This is a genomic window from Congregibacter brevis, from assembly GCF_045689245.1.
Taxonomy (GTDB): domain Bacteria; phylum Pseudomonadota; class Gammaproteobacteria; order Pseudomonadales; family Halieaceae; genus Congregibacter; species Congregibacter brevis.
The window spans coordinates 993,830-1,009,153 of record NZ_CP136865.1; the positions used below are offsets into that span (position 1 = coordinate 993,830).

At 54.1% G+C, this 15,324-nt stretch carries 15 protein-coding genes; 9 read left to right on the forward strand and 6 right to left on the reverse strand.

Annotation, left to right across the window (positions count from 1 at the left end):
- Window positions 1–6: 6 nt before the first annotated feature.
- From iscR to R0137_RS04390, 8 genes are read left to right on the forward strand one after another with little or no spacing between them, the layout of a single operon-like run.
- Complete coding sequence (iscR, locus tag R0137_RS04355; RefSeq protein WP_407329967.1) at window positions 7–489, forward strand: Fe-S cluster assembly transcriptional regulator IscR; 483 nt, start codon at window positions 7–9, stop codon at window positions 487–489.
- 30 nt (window positions 490–519) lie between these two features.
- Entirely contained in the window at window positions 520–1,959 is a 1,440-nt protein-coding gene (gene sufB / locus R0137_RS04360) for a Fe-S cluster assembly protein SufB (protein ID WP_407328838.1), read from the forward strand.
- 39 nt (window positions 1,960–1,998) lie between these two features.
- Entirely contained in the window at window positions 1,999–2,748 is a 750-nt protein-coding gene (sufC, locus tag R0137_RS04365; RefSeq protein ID WP_407328839.1) for a Fe-S cluster assembly ATPase SufC, read from the forward strand.
- Entirely contained in the window at window positions 2,748–4,052 is a 1,305-nt protein-coding gene (gene sufD, locus R0137_RS04370; RefSeq protein WP_407328841.1) for a Fe-S cluster assembly protein SufD, read from the forward strand. The genes sufC and sufD overlap by 1 nt, the downstream gene beginning before the upstream one ends.
- A gap of 41 nt (window positions 4,053–4,093) precedes the next feature.
- Window positions 4,094–5,302, forward strand: a complete 1,209-nt coding sequence (locus tag R0137_RS04375) for an aminotransferase class V-fold PLP-dependent enzyme (protein ID WP_407329968.1) — start codon at window positions 4,094–4,096, stop codon at window positions 5,300–5,302.
- Between the two features lie 54 nt (window positions 5,303–5,356).
- Entirely contained in the window at window positions 5,357–5,710 is a 354-nt protein-coding gene (locus R0137_RS04380; RefSeq protein ID WP_407328843.1) for a HesB/IscA family protein, read from the forward strand.
- 2 nt (window positions 5,711–5,712) lie between these two features.
- The gene (gene sufT / locus R0137_RS04385; protein ID WP_407328845.1) at window positions 5,713–6,255 is read left to right on the forward strand and encodes a putative Fe-S cluster assembly protein SufT; all 543 of its coding nucleotides are present in this window, start codon (window positions 5,713–5,715) and stop codon (window positions 6,253–6,255) included.
- A 7-nt stretch (window positions 6,256–6,262) separates the two neighbouring features.
- Window positions 6,263–6,697, forward strand: a complete 435-nt coding sequence (locus tag R0137_RS04390) for a SufE family protein (protein ID WP_407328846.1) — start codon at window positions 6,263–6,265, stop codon at window positions 6,695–6,697.
- An 8-nt stretch (window positions 6,698–6,705) separates the two neighbouring features.
- On the opposite strand, the gene R0137_RS04395 is transcribed toward R0137_RS04390, so the two are convergent.
- The 6 genes from R0137_RS04395 to R0137_RS04420 form a co-directional block, all read right to left on the reverse strand.
- Window positions 6,706–7,935 carry a cation:proton antiporter gene (locus tag R0137_RS04395; protein ID WP_407328848.1) on the reverse strand — a complete coding sequence of 410 codons (1,230 nt, stop codon included), beginning with the start codon at window positions 7,933–7,935 and terminating at the stop codon, window positions 6,706–6,708.
- Window positions 7,932–9,470 (reverse strand): FMN-binding glutamate synthase family protein, encoded by a 1,539-nt coding sequence (locus R0137_RS04400; protein ID WP_407328850.1) that lies wholly within the window; start codon window positions 9,468–9,470, stop codon window positions 7,932–7,934. The genes R0137_RS04395 and R0137_RS04400 overlap by 4 nt, the downstream gene beginning before the upstream one ends.
- Window positions 9,471–9,621: 151 nt before the next feature.
- Window positions 9,622–10,533 (reverse strand): HDOD domain-containing protein, encoded by a 912-nt coding sequence (locus tag R0137_RS04405; RefSeq protein WP_407328852.1) that lies wholly within the window; start codon window positions 10,531–10,533, stop codon window positions 9,622–9,624.
- Window positions 10,534–10,805: 272 nt separating this feature from the next.
- Window positions 10,806–11,261 (reverse strand): Hsp20 family protein, encoded by a 456-nt coding sequence (locus R0137_RS04410; protein WP_407328853.1) that lies wholly within the window; start codon window positions 11,259–11,261, stop codon window positions 10,806–10,808.
- 112 nt (window positions 11,262–11,373) lie between these two features.
- Window positions 11,374–12,555, reverse strand: coding sequence for a formate-dependent phosphoribosylglycinamide formyltransferase (gene purT / locus R0137_RS04415; RefSeq protein ID WP_407328855.1), 1,182 nt, complete (start codon window positions 12,553–12,555; stop codon window positions 11,374–11,376).
- Between the two features lie 33 nt (window positions 12,556–12,588).
- A complete protein-coding gene (locus R0137_RS04420; protein WP_407328857.1) occupies window positions 12,589–13,440 on the reverse strand; it encodes a class I SAM-dependent methyltransferase in 852 nt (283 codons plus the stop codon).
- 111 nt (window positions 13,441–13,551) lie between these two features.
- Between R0137_RS04420 and R0137_RS04425 the strand changes: the two genes are divergently transcribed.
- On the forward strand, window positions 13,552–15,315 hold the full coding sequence (locus tag R0137_RS04425) for a DUF885 domain-containing protein (protein ID WP_407328859.1): 1,764 nt from the start codon (window positions 13,552–13,554) through the stop codon (window positions 15,313–15,315).
- The last annotated feature ends 9 nt before the right edge of the window (window positions 15,316–15,324 follow it).

A 15,324-nucleotide genomic window follows, 5' to 3' on the forward strand; every position in this document is an offset into this window, starting at 1 on the left:
CTAGATATGCGCCTCACTACAAAAGGACGATATGCTGTTACTGCCATGTTGGACCTCGCCTTAAACGAGGCGCGGGGACCCATTCGCCTTGCTGCAATTTCCGAGCGTCAGGGCATTTCCCTCTCCTATCTGGAGCAGTTATTTGCTCACCTTCGTCGTCAGGATCTCGTGCGCAGTGTGCGCGGACCCGGGGGTGGATATCGCCTTAAGCGCGACGCTCAAAAAATCAGCGTCGCCGAAGTGATATCGGCGGTCAACGAGGACACCGACGCGACTCGTTGCGGTGGTAAGGGCGATTGTCAGGAAGGTGATACCTGTCTAACACACCACCTTTGGATGGACCTCTCCGATCGTATTAAGGAGTTTCTCTCCGACATCAGTTTGGCGGATCTCGTTGCTCGGCGCGAAATTCGGGACATATCTGATAAGCAGGTGCTGCGGAACCAAGCCGAGGATCAACTCGCGGGCATTCTTGTTCGAACCGCCTGAAGTAGACCTAAGAGTAGAAGGGAACAAAGCATGTCTCAGGAAGTAATCGACAGCCGCATTGATAAAGAGTACTCGGCAGGTTTTGTAAGCGATATCGAGTCCGATACGCTCGCCCCGGGTCTTGATGAAGACGTAATACGGTTTATCTCTAACAAGAAGGGCGAGCCTGAGTGGTTGTTGGAGTGGCGCCTTGAAGCCTACCGTGATTGGCTAAAGATGGAGACGCCCGAGTGGGCTCACGTCCATTACCCACGAGTCGACTTCAACGCGCTTTCTTACTACTCCGCACCCAAGAGCATGGAGGATGGCCCCCAGAGTCTCGACGAAGTAGATCCGGAGCTTTTGGAGATTTACAACAAGCTTGGCATTCCTCTCCATGAGCAGGAAATGCTCGCCGGCGTCGCTGTGGATGCAGTGTTTGATTCTGTGTCTGTTGCTACAACCTTTCGCAGCAAGCTCGCGGAGGCCGGCGTGATCTTCTGCCCAATCTCCGAAGCCGTGCATGAATATCCAGAGCTTGTCCGTAAGTACCTGGGCAGCGTAGTTCCGCGCCGCGACAATTTTTACGCGGCTCTGAACAGTGCTGTCTTTAGTGATGGATCCTTCGTGTACATCCCCAAGGGCGTACGTTGTCCCATGGAACTGTCTACCTACTTTCGCATTAACGAGGCAAAAACCGGGCAGTTTGAGCGAACTCTGATTATTGCTGACGAGGCCAGTCACGTGAGTTATCTCGAAGGCTGCACGGCGCCGATGCGTGATGAAAACCAGTTGCATGCAGCGGTGGTCGAACTGGTTGCTTTGGACGATGCAGAGATCAAGTACTCCACGGTTCAGAACTGGTATCCGGGCGATGCCGAAGGAAAAGGCGGCATCTACAACTTCGTGACCAAGCGTGGCGTTGCGCATACCAATAGTAAGATTTCCTGGACGCAGGTGGAGACCGGATCAGCGGTGACCTGGAAGTATCCGTCCTGCATTCTCCGAGGTGATAACAGCGTCGGCGAGTTCTATTCCGTTGCGCTGACTAACAACATGCAGCAGGCCGATACTGGCACCAAGATGATTCATCTGGGAAAGAACACGCGCTCAACCATTATTTCCAAGGGTATTTCCGCAGGAAAAAGCTCCAACGCCTACAGAGGTCTTGTGCGCATGAGTCCGCGAGCGGAGGGAGCTCGCAACTACACGCAGTGCGATTCTTTGCTCATTGGCGATCGCTGCGCTGCGCACACCTTCCCCTACATCGAAAGCAGGAACCCCAGCGCGGTGGTGGAGCACGAAGCGACTACCTCGAAGGTGAGTGATGATCAAATGTATTTATGCCAGCAGCGCGGTCTGGATGCGGAGAAAGCCGTGTCTATGATTGTGAATGGTTTCTGTAAAGAAGTATTCCGGGAGCTTCCCATGGAGTTTGCCGTTGAAGCCGGAAAGCTGTTGGAAGTGAGCCTGGAAGGCTCGGTCGGATAACACGATGCCCTTGAGCGTCGTTTTAGGAGTAGTAGAGCAATGTTAAAGATCGACAATCTGCACGCGCGAGTCGAAGGCAAGGAGATTCTTCGTGGCCTGAGTCTTGAGGTGGCAGCAGGAGAGGTGCACGCCATCATGGGCCCCAACGGGTCTGGTAAGAGCACTCTGGGGCATGTGCTGGCGGGGCGTCCTGGCTACGAAGTCACGGAGGGCAGCATCACCTTCAATGGCGAGAATCTGCTGGAGATGGACACCGAAGAACGGTCCCGTTCTGGTCTGTTTTTGGCGTTTCAATATCCGGTAGAGATTCCCGGCGTTAGCAATATGGAGTTCCTTAAGGCCTCGGTAGACGCTGTGCGCGAGCACCGCGGTCTGGAAGCGCTGGATGCTGTGAGTTTTATGAAGCGCGCTCGAGAAGCAAGCAAGGCTGCAAACCTTCCCGCCGATTTTTTGAAGCGCGGTGTTAATGAAGGTTTTTCTGGTGGCGAGAAAAAGCGTAACGAACTTATTCAGATGATGTTACTCGAGCCGAGCTTATGCTTATTGGACGAGACGGATAGTGGTCTTGATATCGATGCCCTGCAGGTCGTTGCTCAGGGTGTAAACGCTATGCGCAGCGAAGATCGTGCTTTCGTACTGGTAACCCACTACCAGCGCTTGCTGGATTTTGTCGAACCTGATCGTGTTCATGTACTAGCCGAAGGACGTATTGTTCGCTCTGGAGACAAAGAGCTGGCACTGCATCTTGAAGATAAAGGCTATGCCTGGCTTGAGGATGAGGTCGCCTGATGTCCAGCTTTATGCAGCAACCCCTGGCCGAAGCTGGCCGGCGAGTACCGCACTGGCTTCAGTCCGTGCAGGCGCGAGGTCTGTCGTTCTGGGAAGGCGCTACTATGCCAACTCGGCGGACGGAGAACTGGAAGTACACCGGTTTATCTGTCCTTCGGGATGACTACCAACTAGCCGACGCCGGTGCGACTCTCGAAGTTCTGCCAGAGCAGCTCGCTGCAGGATTCGGTGGAAGTCGTTTGGTGTTTGTGGACGGTGTTTATCAAGCGGAGCTATCCAATATCGAAAATGCCGAAGGCGTATCGGTTTGTCGATTTGAGGACGCCAGCGAAGCGCAGGCAACGAACATTGCCGAGCATCTTAACGGCTGTCTTAGCGTTGAGGATCACCTCTTTGCAGCTCTGAACACTGCAACCCTTCGAGACGGCGTGTATGTCGAATTCTCGGCCAATACCTCCACTAGCGCTCCCGTAGAGTTTTTGTGGTTGGTAAGTGCAACGGATGCGCCGACGGCAATCAACCAGCGTTTACTGGTTGTAGCCCAGTCCGGATCCAAGGCAACAATTGTCGAGCACTTTGCTTCGTTGGACGGTGCGCAAGACAGTTTTTGCAACGGACTCACAGAACTTTTCGTCGCAGCCAATGCAAAGCTTAACCACTATCGCATCCATGAAGAATCTGGAAACGCGATTCATATTGGCGGTGTACATGCGCGGCTGGACCGCGATGCCCAGCTGGACAGCTTTCATCTGGCTTTGGGTAGCGTTCTTAAGCGTTTTGATCTCATCGTGAATCATGCAGGGCCGGGAGCCTACGCCTCTCTCAACGGAGTTTATCTACCCCGAGGTGATGAGCACATCGATTATCACAGCATCATTGAACATGCCGTGCCGCACTGCAGTTCCGATGAGGTGTTTCGAGGGATTATTGCGGATCGCGCGACGGCAGTATTCAACGGGCGTATCCACATTCACCCCGATGCTCAAAAGACCCGGGCAGAGTTATCAAACCGGAATCTTCTTACCAGCGCCGAGGCAACGATAAACAGTAAGCCGGAGCTGGAGATTTACGCCGACGATGTGCAGTGTGCCCACGGCACTACGGTTGCGCAGCTTGATGAGTCGGCTATGCACTATCTTCGAACTCGGGGTGTGTCGCAGGACGAGGCGGAGGTCATGCTGAGCTTTGGGTTTATCAATGAACTTATTGAAGGGCTGGATCTGGAATCGTTGCAGAGTTATCTGAGGCCGCTGCTGGCGTCACGCTTTGCGCGTAACTCAGAGTTATCGAGGCATTTATTGTGAGCACCTTGAAAGCCGTGACAGCCCCCGGTTTTGACGCTGCGATGGTACGCGCCGATTTCCCCATCTTTGGGGAGATGATTAACGGGCAGCCCCTGGTGTATCTGGACAATGCCGCGACCACGCAAAAACCCAATGCGGTTATCGACGCCATTGCCAACTACTACCGGCACGATAACGCCAATGTCCACCGAGGCGTGCACACGCTGTCGGATCGTGCAACGCGTCACTTCGAGGACGCCCGCGAGAGAGTCTCGAGCTTTTTAAACAGTCCTTCGAGTCGTCAGATTATCTGGACGCGCGGTACTACCGAGGCTATTAATCTGGTTGCCTATAGCTGGGGCGTGAACAATCTGAAAGCCGGAGATCGCATTCTTGTGTCCTGGCTGGAGCACCATTCCGATATCGTGCCCTGGCAGCTTGCTGCAGAGCGCGTGGGCGCTGAGGTTGTGCCTATCCCGGTTACCAGCAACGCTGAGATCGACCTGAATGCTTTAGACGGTTTACTGGATGAGCGGGTGAAGTTGGTAGCGGTTAATCATGTGTCAAATGCTATTGGCACAGTGAACCCGGTAGAAGAGATCTGCGCCAAGGCTCGCGCGGTGGGTGCCCTTAGCTTGGTAGATGGTGCGCAGGCGGTGGGTCATTGGGACGTCGATGTGCAGGCCTTGGGCTGTGACTTCTATTGCTTCTCGGGGCACAAGCTTTTTGCGCCAACGGGGGTTGGCGTGCTTTGGGGCCGCGAGGATCTTCTGGAGGCTATGCCGCCATTTTTGGGTGGTGGCGAAATGATCGAAACGGTCAGCTTTGAGGGGACAAGCTTCAACACCCTTCCCTTTAAATTTGAGGCGGGAACCCCAAACATTGCAGGAGCCGTGGGCTTAGGCGCAGCTATCGACTATTTGTCACTCATTGATCGTAGCGCGGCAGCTGCACATGAGAGTGCCTTACTGGCGGCGACCCTCGAGGCGGCGTCAGAGATCCCTGGAGTACACCGCATTGGTGCTCCGAAGCAAAGCGCCGGCATATTCAGCTTTGTTATGGAGGGATGTCACCCTTCTGATGTGGGTATGTTGCTGGATGAGCAGGGCATTGCGGTACGCACGGGGCACCACTGCACCCAGCCGTTAATGTCACATTTTGAGCTGCCTGGCACCGTTCGCGCATCTTTTTCGATGTACAACACGCTGGATGACGTAGATAAATTGATCGCGGGACTGAAGAAAGCGCAGTCCCTTTTTGGTCCTCGCTAATAAGGCTTTGTCGGCCCCACCGTTTTGGATCGAGCGAATAGGAGATAACAGACTATGACTGTTGAGACATTTGAAGTAGAAGGTCCGCTGCGCTTTACTGACGCCGCGTCTGAGCATTTCCGTAGTAGCCTTTCGTCCGCGGGTAAGTCGGCGGTGCGTATCAGCGTGCAAGAAAGCGGCTGCACCGGTTTCAAGTACGTTATGGAAGAAGTCGATGGCGGAGAGTCTAGCGATGCGCAGTTGGCGCTCAATAACGGCGTGACGGTTTTTGTGGCGGAGGATGCTCTGGAGTTTCTCCGCGGCACCGAAGTGGATCTCAGTCGCGAAGGAATCAACAAGGTGCTCAAGTTTAATAATCCTAACGTGGTTGCAGAGTGCGGCTGCGGTGAAAGTTTCAGCGTAGGCTAGGCATGTCTTCCCAAGAGAGAACATTACTGACGGTGCGTCGTGAGGTTCAGGGGCGTTTGGTACCCGTTGGCGACCCGGTTACGGTTCCTGCAGATAGCTTTGTAACCCTTACACAGTCTCTGGGTGGCAATTACACCATCGTGCACAACGGTAATATGGTGCGCATCGATGGCACGGATGCTGACGCCTTGGGACTTGAGGGATTGTCCCTAAGCTTTGAGCCTCCCGGTGATGGAAAGATTAGTGAGGCGCAGGTCTGGGAGGCTTTACACACAGTTTTCGATCCGGAAATCCCTGTAGATCTTGTTAATCTCGGCCTTATCTACAGCGTAAAGATTGATCAGGGTAGCCGCCGTATTGCGGTAGCCATGACACTTACAGCGCCGGGCTGCGGAATGGGGCCAGTGTTGGTGGGGGATGTAGAGCATCGCCTGCGCATGGTGCCTTTTGTAGACGATGTGGATGTCGAACTTATATTTGATCCACCCTGGAGCCGCGACATGATGTCTGAAGAAGCGCAGCTCGAAACAGGCATGTTTTACTAAGCAACGTATGACGACTTCACAGAATCCTTTTGGCGTATCGATCTCCGTCGACGATGTCATCGAGAATCTCGGTTTCTTTGACAGCTGGGAGGACCGTTATCGCTACATTATCGATTTGGGCAGAGAGCTGCCGGAGATGCCAATAGAGCTTCGCAGCGACGACCGTCTGGTTCGCGGTTGCCAAAGTCAGGTGTGGATTGATGTCGCCGAGAGTGAAGGCCGACTCCAACTAACCGTCGACAGCGATGCGTTCATTGTGAAGGGGCTACTTGCCGTTGTACTTGCCGCGTTCAATAACAAGACCGCCTCCGAAGTTCTTGCCTTTGATATCAGTACCTACTTTGAAGAGTTAGGTCTGATGCGACACTTGTCTCCGACCCGCGGTAATGGGCTTCAGGCGATGGTGACGCGAATTCGTGACGAGGCCACCAGGCGCCTGTAGCTCTGTGACTAGTCCTCGCGAGCGCGAAGTCGCCGCTCCGGAGCCCAACGCCTGATCAATGCGGCGGTAGTTGTTCCCTGGACTAGTAAGCTAAACAACACCACGCCAAACACCATGCACTGGATGGTGTACCAATAATCCAGTTCGGTCGGTAAGGACAGTGCCAAAGCTAGCGCAATCACGCCCCTTTGCCCGCCCCACACCATGACGAACTGCCAAGGCCTTGGAATCCGTCGCCCCGTAAACCCGGTAATGACGCCACAGGCTGCGACAGCACAAAGTCGGGCGATGAGGGCGGCTCCAATGGCGATTAGCATTGCCAGCCAGTGCGATTCGAACATGCCCAAGGTAATTACAAGGCCCATAATCACGAAGAGAATGCTATTGAGAAGCTCGCCAGACCACGCCCAGGTATGTGCCAGTCCGCTGGCCACGGTGTTCTCGACCTCTTTGAGAAAGCTGCGCGCAATCAGAGCTGCAACCATGACTGCCATGATTCCCGAGACATGAAAAAAGTGTTCTGCGAGAAAGAAGCTGCCAAACGCGGTGAACAACAGCACTATCGTGGTACTGGATGGGCGTCCAAGTAGCAGTAATAAGATGCTGGCGAGGAGCCCGGTAACAAGACCCAGACAGGCTCCACCAAGAAACACCGCTGTAAAGAGACTGACGCCGTTGCCATGCATGACCTCCGGCGTTAGCGCCATCGTCAGTACTAGTGAAAACAAGACAACTGCGGTCGCATCATTAAACAGACTTTCACCTTCGAAGAGCGTCGCCAAATCTTCGGGTGCGCGGGCAGCTTTGAGTTGATCAATGACAGAGACAGGGTCCGTTGCGGCGAGGATGGCGCCGGTTAGCAGAGCGGCGACCCAGGGGAAACCGCTGGGATGATTAATGCCTAGGAAAGACAGTCCCGCCGCAACGATGCTGCTGATGAGCATGCCGAGGGTGGCGAGGAGTAGCACGGGCCACAACCAGCGCCGTAAAAGCTTTGCATCCAGGTGCCAGGCCGCTTCGAAGACGAGCACCGGAAGGATCACATAGAAGACAATGTCCTGCAGGTTGCTGGCGCGTATTCCGGTGTCAAAGCCAATAAAGCTTATAAGCTGTCCTGCAGCAAATCCCACGAGTACACAAGCTAGCGGAAGATCCAGTTTGGTAGTTCGCTGTACCAAGCCCGCAATGAGGGTAAACCCTACCAGCGCGAGGATTTGCTCGACAATAACTGCGATCATGAATTAGACGTGCCGATGATCTCGTACTCACTGCGTACGGATTGAACCGGAAATCGGTCGAGCATATTGTGAGAAGAGCCACCCGCCTCGATGATCCGCATATGTTGTCGCTCCAGCCCCCTTGGCTCCGGTGCCCCGCAGGAGTGAGCGATGACGCCGACCCCTCGAGCTACGGCTTTCGCATAGGCTGCAACGCGTTTGCGTTTTTCCTCCGGAACTAAGCCCCGCTGTAATTCTTTGTCGTGCGTTGTAATGCCCGTAGGGCAGGTGTTCTTATTGCATTGCAGAGCTTGAATACAACCTAGTGCAAACATAAACCCCCGAGCTGAGGTGCAAAAATCAGCACCGCAGGCTAAGGCCCAGGCGACTTTCCCGGGATTAATCATCTTGCCCGATGCAATGACTTTGATGCGATCGCGCAAACCGTACTGCTGCAGCAGGTCGACAACGATGGGGAGAGACTCTGTGAGCGGCATACCCACATAGTCGATGAGCTCTTCGGGCGCAGCGCCGGTTCCACCGTCGGCGCTGTCGATAGTAATGAAGTCTGGCGCGGAGCCGATGCCCCTTCGATGAATCGTCGCGAAAAGGTCTTCAAAGAAGCCTAACTGTCCGACGACCATCTTGAAGCCCGTTGGTTTACCCGTCACGCCTCGTACGCGCTCGATCATGTTCAAGAGATCGTCCACCGATCTCACATCCACATGTCCATTGGGGCTGATAGAATCCGTGTGCCTCTCGATGCCTCGGATCTTTGCGATCTCTTTTGTGACTTTGCCGCCCGGAAGAATCCCGCCCTTGCCGGGCTTGGCTCCCTGGCTCATTTTAATCTCGAACATGCGCACCTGTTCGTGGGCGGCAACTTCGCGAAGCTTATCGTCGTCTAGCTTGCCGCTGGCATCTCTAACGCCATACTTGGCAGTTCCGATCTGAAAGACAATGTCGCAACCGCCTTCCAGATGGTAAGGAGACAAACCTCCCTCACCGGTGTTCATCCAGATACCCGCCTCTCCAGCACCTTCCGCCAGCGCCGTAACCGCTGGACGGGAAATAGCGCCGTAGCTCATTCCAGATATGTTGAGAATCGAAGAGGTGGTGTAGGGCTTTTGACAGTAGTCTGCGCCGACGGTGACCGGCCGCGGCTCCACCGTGTCCTCTTCAAGGGTGGGAAAAGCGCTATTCAGAAAAATGACATCACCTTCCTGCGTAAGAGGGCGGGTGGAGCCAAAGGCCACCATGGAGTCTACCTGCTTGGCCGCGCGATAGACCCAACTGCGCTCGGCTCGGTTGAAGGGGAGCTCTTCTCGATCGAGTGCAAAAAAGTATTGGCGAAAAAACTCGCCAAGGTGTTCGAAGAAATAGCGAAAACGACCGACGACGGGATAGTTTCGACGGATGGTTTGTTCCGTCTGCGTAATGTCGACTAGATACATGACGAGAACAGTGAGTGCGGCGATGACTACAAGGAAAGCAAGGAGCAGTGCGCCGCCTTCTATGATTCCCTGAGCTAGGCGATGCAGTTCGGACAATTCCATGTTGTATTCCCCGGCGAACGTTTTGTTATTGGACGGAGCACAGGTTCGGGCTATTTCGAACCCACGCGCTCACTATAGCCGATCAGGCCGGTGCGGAATAACGGGTCTTAATTACAAATTCAGAGGCTATTAGCTGGGACTGTCACAACTGTTACGCATGGTTTTTACAGTTTGTAGGGGCTTTTCCCAGCTTTAAACGTGCAAACTCATGTTCGGCAGACTCGATCATCGTAGCCAGGATTCTGTCGAGTGGTTCTTGGGAAGGAGAGAGCTTGTGTAGAAACACACTTCGTTTTTCGAAAAAGGACCGACACAGTCGCCTAAAAGCCTGTTGGTCACTTGTGCCCCGACGCATTGCATACATTGATATTTCGTCGGCGAACTTCACAATCTCAACTATTTTTAGCTTGTCTTCCTTAATCGACACTGTGTGCAAGTCGGAGTGGTGATGCTCTATCGCACCAATCACATAGTCTGGGAGAGACCACGCATGTCCTGCGATAGAGCCGAGCTGTACGTGATCGTGCCCAAAGGCTTCAGCTTCTGCCATAAGAAGTTCTGCAGGGTCCTCGTAGCCAACCATGTCTACCTCTGACGGGGATTTTGAGAGTCGCTCAAAGTCCACTAGTCGCCCTACGTCGTGCAGTAATCCAGCTAAATAGGCGTTGTTTCGGTCGACATTCAATGGCCGAAAGGACTGGGCGAGCTGCGCACTGGCGATCGCAACCTGAATGAAATGCAGCCACATGCAAATGTCTGAGTGGGAAGTGGGTACAAAAACCTGCACAGAAGATCGATTCGTTACCATCGCCTTCAAAGACACCGTACCGATACGATTGAGAGCTTTTTCGAGTGAAGTGATAGCGACCGAGCTGTCGCTTTTGACACGAAGCGTACGCAAGACCTCGAGGGCGAGCCCGGGGTCTACCTTTGCCAAGCTTAAAAGTTCAGTGAACGCGTCATCATTGTCGATGTCCAGGCTCATCAGTGTCGTTACCACTACCGGAAGCACCGGTAGTTCCGTGGCTTTGCGCGACCATTTACTGATGTTTTCGGAGGTCATAACAGTGCCCCTCGTAAGTCTGATCGCTCTCTCTGCGCAGTCAATGACTCTTTTTGCGGGTCAGATAACGCGGCTGTTATGAGCGTCTATCTATGGAAGCTAGTAGCTTTTCAAAAAAAATACAATGTTGCGAAAACTGGTGTTTGCGGCCTAGTTAGTGTGTCCGAGGCCGCGGTTGTGCTTGGCACATAGTTAAAAGCCGGGCTGCAAGGCCCGGCTTTTAACTAGGGGAATGGAAGCGCTGATGCACTCCCAAGTATTAAGGTTAGAAATTAGGCGGCGTTCTGCTCCAGCAGTTCGCTCTTACCCAATCCTTCGATAGCGATTTTCCGAGGTTTCATCGCCTCTGGAACTTCGCGCTCCAGGGCAACGTGCAGCAGTCCGTTCTCCAGTTTTGCAGAGACGACCTTCACATGCTCGGCAAGCTGAAACTTTCGCTCGAAATCCCGGTTCGCAATGCCGCGGTGCAGGTAGTTCCGGCTTTCGCCGTCACCCTGATGGCGTCCGCTGATCACAAGGCTGTTTTGCTCGCTGGTAATCTCCAGTTCGCCTTCGGTAAAACCGGCGACGGCCATGGTGATTCGATATTGGTTCTCTTCGACCTGCTCAATGTTGTAGGGCGGGTAGCTCGGTTTGCTGTCGCGCGCTACTGTGTCCAGAAGGGACGCCATGCGATCAAAGCCAATCGCTGAGTGGTAAAGAGGGGAAAAATCAATTGTGTTACGCATAATCATATTCTCCATAAGAAGCAATATTGTGAATCGGGCCTCCCAATTGAGCACCCGTGTCTTAGATGTGGGGACGGTTAAAGAATTTTCAAGAGTAGCTGTCTAGGGATTTTCAGAGACGCACGTTTACTGCGGCGGCGGCTGTACGCGCTTTGACCCGGGCATTGTCGATGTCGGTCCCGCGTGCAAGGGCAACACCCATGCGCCGACGCCCTGCAATTGTGGGTTTTCCGAATAGCCGTAAGTCCGTGTCAACCTGGCTAAGAGCGCTGGCGAGATTGCCGTACTGGATGTTTTCTGAGTCGCCCTCGGGCAAGATCACCGCCGATGCCGAGGGTCCGTGGAGTTGTATCCCGGGGATTGGCAGGCCTAAAAAGGCTCGAACATGTAGTGCAAACTCTGACAGGTCCTGTGAGATGAGTGTGACCATGCCAGTGTCGTGCGGCCTGGGGGAAACTTCACTGAAGTAAACATCTTTTCCGCTAATGAAAAATTCAACGCCGAATAGGCCGTTGCCACCGAGCGCTGCGGTTACCCGTGCAGCGATGTCTTCGCATTCTTTGAGGACGTCGGGATCCATCGGATGTGGCTGCCAGGATTCTCGATAGTCTCCATCTTCCTGACGATGCCCGATGGGAGCACAAAAGCTGACACCGGAAATGTGCTGTACAGTGAGCAAAGTGATTTCGTAATCAAAATCTACAAAGCCTTCCACAATGAGGCGGCCCGCACCTGCACGTCCGCCTTCCTGACCAATTTCCCAGGATTTCTGAATGTCTTGGACGCCTCGAACCACGCTTTGCCCTTTACCGGAGGAACTCATGATCGGTTTCACAACGCAGGGCATTCCGATTTCGTCAATAGCTTTTGCAAAGGCAGCGGGTGTGTCGGCAAAGCGGTAGGGTGAGGTGCGTATATCCAAAGACTCCGCCACGAGTCGACGTATACCCTCACGGTTCATAGTCAGCTGCGCTGCTCGTGCGGAGGGGACAACATTGAAGCCCTCGTTTTCAAGCTCAACCAGCGTACTCGTATCAATAGCCTCGATTTCCGGCACGATAAAGGCAGGTCTTTCCATCTCGATAACCGCTCGCAAACGTTCGCCGTCGAGCATCGGAAACACGTAGCTGCGATCAGCAACCTGCATAGCCGGTGCATCGGCATAGCGATCACAGGCAATCACCTCGATACCCAGTCGCTGGAGTTCGATGGCCACTTCTTTACCGAGCTCCCCCGCACCGCACAGAAGTGCTCGCGTGGCCGACGCAGTGAAGGGTGTTCCAATTGTTGGCATAGGGTTCTTTACCTTGTGACTTGGTTTCTTAGCTTAGGAGTTTGCCGCTGTTACCAGCCATACGGCACCCGGTAAAGACAGCTGTTCGTTCTGATAGTAGGGGGCCAGTGTCTCGGCGGCAGCGGTATGCACGGCCTCGCGGGTCTTCTCGTCAACATCAATTAGCAAACGCCCCACGGGTCCAGTATTGACTAGCTCTCTTGCGGTGGCGTTGAAACCACCATTACCTTCCCAATCCATGCTGATCGCGTGGGGTGTTACTACAACATCGCTCCAGCCTGCATCGCCGAGGAGGGATTCGATGTATTCGGGCTCGGCAAATGCAAAGGGCCCTGGGCTGCGCGGCTTTGGCGCTGGAGGAGGGGGTAATACCGATAAGGCAGCTTTGAGCGGCAGCGCCGTCCAAGGATTGTTTGTCAGCGACTGCCAGCAGGCAAAGGCCAGCCGCCCCGCGGGTTGCATGGCAGTTCGCAGGTGCGCAAACGCAGCAGTGGCATCATCGAAAAACATAACGCCAAAGCGGGAAAACAATAAGTCGAACTGCTGTTCGCCGAAGTCATGGCTGGACGCATCTGCTTGGACAAAGCCGACGCTCTTTCCGGCATCTCCCATGCTGGCGAGTTCGGTCCTTGCAACTTCAAGGAGCGGGGCAGAAACATCCACACCGAGTACACAGGCTTCTGGTCCTAAGCGTTTGGCGAGCATAAGCGTCTCGCTTCCACCGCCACAACCAACATCCAGTACTGCCTTGGCTGTGTCCAGTTGCGCGTGTTCAATCAACGCTTCTGCTACGGGAGCGAGCATCCGCGACATCATTGCGTCGCGTTGGGCCCACTTCCTTCCTGCATCACCATTCCAGTAGGCTATCTGTTCGTCATTGTTCATTAGGTTTTCTCCTGACGGAGACCTAAGTGTAAACCGAAGCCGATGGTAATTGAGAAGCGCAAGGCGCTGTCGTATTGTGATAATCGAATCTATCAACGAGTAAGCATCCAGATGAAAGCAATCGTTGCGTTCTTTGTCTTCCTGCTAATAACCGCGTGCGCCGCTAGCACTACCCAGGTTTCTTCCTCAGGGGAGAGCGCCGACAGTCAACTGTCTTCGCTCTATGAGCGTGAGTGGCAGTGGCGGCAAAACGAGTTTGGCAAAGAGCGCGACAGCAACGGCAATTGGGTCAAAAAGGCGAGCTTGCCGGATGTCAGTCATGCAGCTCAGCAGCGTCGTCTGGCTTATTGGGAGAAGACGCTAACCGAGCTGGATGCTATTGAACTCGATGAGCTTAGCGCTGAAGCAGCGATTAACGCCGAGGTTTTTCGTCAGATAGTAGAAACCCTTGCGAATGACGCGCGCTATCGCACCTACGAGGCGCCTCTCAACTCGGATAGCTTTTTTTGGAGTGGACTACATCCTCAAAACAGTGGTTTTTCAGATGTAGATAGCTATCGACGGTATCTTGGCCGGCTTCGGGACTTACCAAGGTTCTTTGCGCAGCACAGCGCCAACATGCGAGCTGGTATGGCACGAGGCTACACCGTGCCTGCAGTAAGTATGAAAGGGCGGGAACAGTCCATAGAAGCCTATCTGTTGCCCGGTAGTGATAATCCGTTTTGGATCCCCTTGGAGATGTTTCCCGCCATGATGGATGAGAATCAGGGTGAACGTCTGCAAGCCGAGGCACGAGAAGTTATCGCCACGCAGGTTGTGCCGGCCTATACCGCGTTGCTGAAGTTTATGCGAGAAGACTATCTTCCCAATGCGCGAGAGAGCCTTGCGGCACGGGATCTCCCTGATGGTGAGGCTTTTTACCAGTCACAGATTCATGGATTTACGACCTTGGATCTAACGGCAGAAGAAATTCATAACACCGGACTTCGTGAAGTCGAGCGGCTCCGCGCCGAGATGGAGCTGATACTTGCAGAGCTAGATTATGACGGCGATATGGCCGAGTTCTTTGAGTTTCTTCGCACAGATCCGCAGTTCTATGCCAAGACACCCGATGAACTCATGGGCTATTCGGCTTACGTTGCAAAACGGATGGACGGAAAGCTCTCGGAAGTCTTGGGATTTTTGCCTCGCAGGCGTTTTGCGATTAATCCTGTGCCTCCCGCTATCGCACCCATATACACGGGTGGCCGCGGTGGCCTGAATGCCTGCCTCATGAATACCTATAATCTGGCTGCGCGCCCTCTCTATACGCTACCCGCTCTGACACTCCACGAATGTGCACCGGGGCATGCATTGCAGGCGGCTATCGCTCTCGAAGCACCGGGAGAAATTCCCGACTTTCGAGCACAGAATTACTTTTCGGGTTACGGAGAGGGCTGGGGTCTCTACACCGAATGGTTGGGGGGAGAGATTGGTATCTATCGCACACCTTACGAGCGCTTTGGACAGCTAACCTACGAAATGTGGCGTGCCTGCCGCTTGGTGATCGATACGGGTTTACATCAGTACGGTTGGAGTCGAGATCAGGCGATCGCCTACCTGCGTGACAATGCCGCCATGTCAGAACACGAAATCACCACCGAGATCGACCGTTACATTTCTTGGCCCGGACAGGCTCTCGCTTACAAGCTGGGAGAGATGCTGATTCGGGAAAAGCGTGCCCAGGCAGAAGCCGCTCTGGGCGCGGAATTCGATCAGCGCTACTTCCACGACAAGATCCTGGGACTGCGTTCGGTCCCTCTCTCTGTATTGGCGACGGAACTGGATGCATGGATAGATGCCGGAGGGCCGAATCCTTATTCCGGGATTCAGTAGCAGGCAGTA

What these genes read in the sequence shown, in the direction of transcription:
- iscR (WP_407329967.1), top strand. Translation starts at nt 7, where the DNA reads ATGCGCCTCACTACAAAAGGACGATATGCTGTTACTGCCATGTTGGAC.
- sufB (WP_407328838.1), top strand. Translation starts at nt 520, where the DNA reads ATGTCTCAGGAAGTAATCGACAGCCGCATTGATAAAGAGTACTCGGCA.
- sufC (WP_407328839.1), top strand. Translation starts at nt 1,999, where the DNA reads ATGTTAAAGATCGACAATCTGCACGCGCGAGTCGAAGGCAAGGAGATT.
- sufD (WP_407328841.1), top strand. Translation starts at nt 2,748, where the DNA reads ATGTCCAGCTTTATGCAGCAACCCCTGGCCGAAGCTGGCCGGCGAGTA.
- R0137_RS04375 (WP_407329968.1), top strand. Translation starts at nt 4,094, where the DNA reads ATGGTACGCGCCGATTTCCCCATCTTTGGGGAGATGATTAACGGGCAG.
- R0137_RS04380 (WP_407328843.1), top strand. Translation starts at nt 5,357, where the DNA reads ATGACTGTTGAGACATTTGAAGTAGAAGGTCCGCTGCGCTTTACTGAC.
- sufT (WP_407328845.1), top strand. Translation starts at nt 5,713, where the DNA reads ATGTCTTCCCAAGAGAGAACATTACTGACGGTGCGTCGTGAGGTTCAG.
- R0137_RS04390 (WP_407328846.1), top strand. Translation starts at nt 6,263, where the DNA reads ATGACGACTTCACAGAATCCTTTTGGCGTATCGATCTCCGTCGACGAT.
- R0137_RS04395 (WP_407328848.1), bottom strand. Translation starts at nt 7,935, where the DNA reads ATGATCGCAGTTATTGTCGAGCAAATCCTCGCGCTGGTAGGGTTTACC.
- R0137_RS04400 (WP_407328850.1), bottom strand. Translation starts at nt 9,470, where the DNA reads ATGGAATTGTCCGAACTGCATCGCCTAGCTCAGGGAATCATAGAAGGC.
- R0137_RS04405 (WP_407328852.1), bottom strand. Translation starts at nt 10,533, where the DNA reads ATGACCTCCGAAAACATCAGTAAATGGTCGCGCAAAGCCACGGAACTA.
- R0137_RS04410 (WP_407328853.1), bottom strand. Translation starts at nt 11,261, where the DNA reads ATGCGTAACACAATTGATTTTTCCCCTCTTTACCACTCAGCGATTGGC.
- purT (WP_407328855.1), bottom strand. Translation starts at nt 12,555, where the DNA reads ATGCCAACAATTGGAACACCCTTCACTGCGTCGGCCACGCGAGCACTT.
- R0137_RS04420 (WP_407328857.1), bottom strand. Translation starts at nt 13,440, where the DNA reads ATGAACAATGACGAACAGATAGCCTACTGGAATGGTGATGCAGGAAGG.
- R0137_RS04425 (WP_407328859.1), top strand. Translation starts at nt 13,552, where the DNA reads ATGAAAGCAATCGTTGCGTTCTTTGTCTTCCTGCTAATAACCGCGTGC.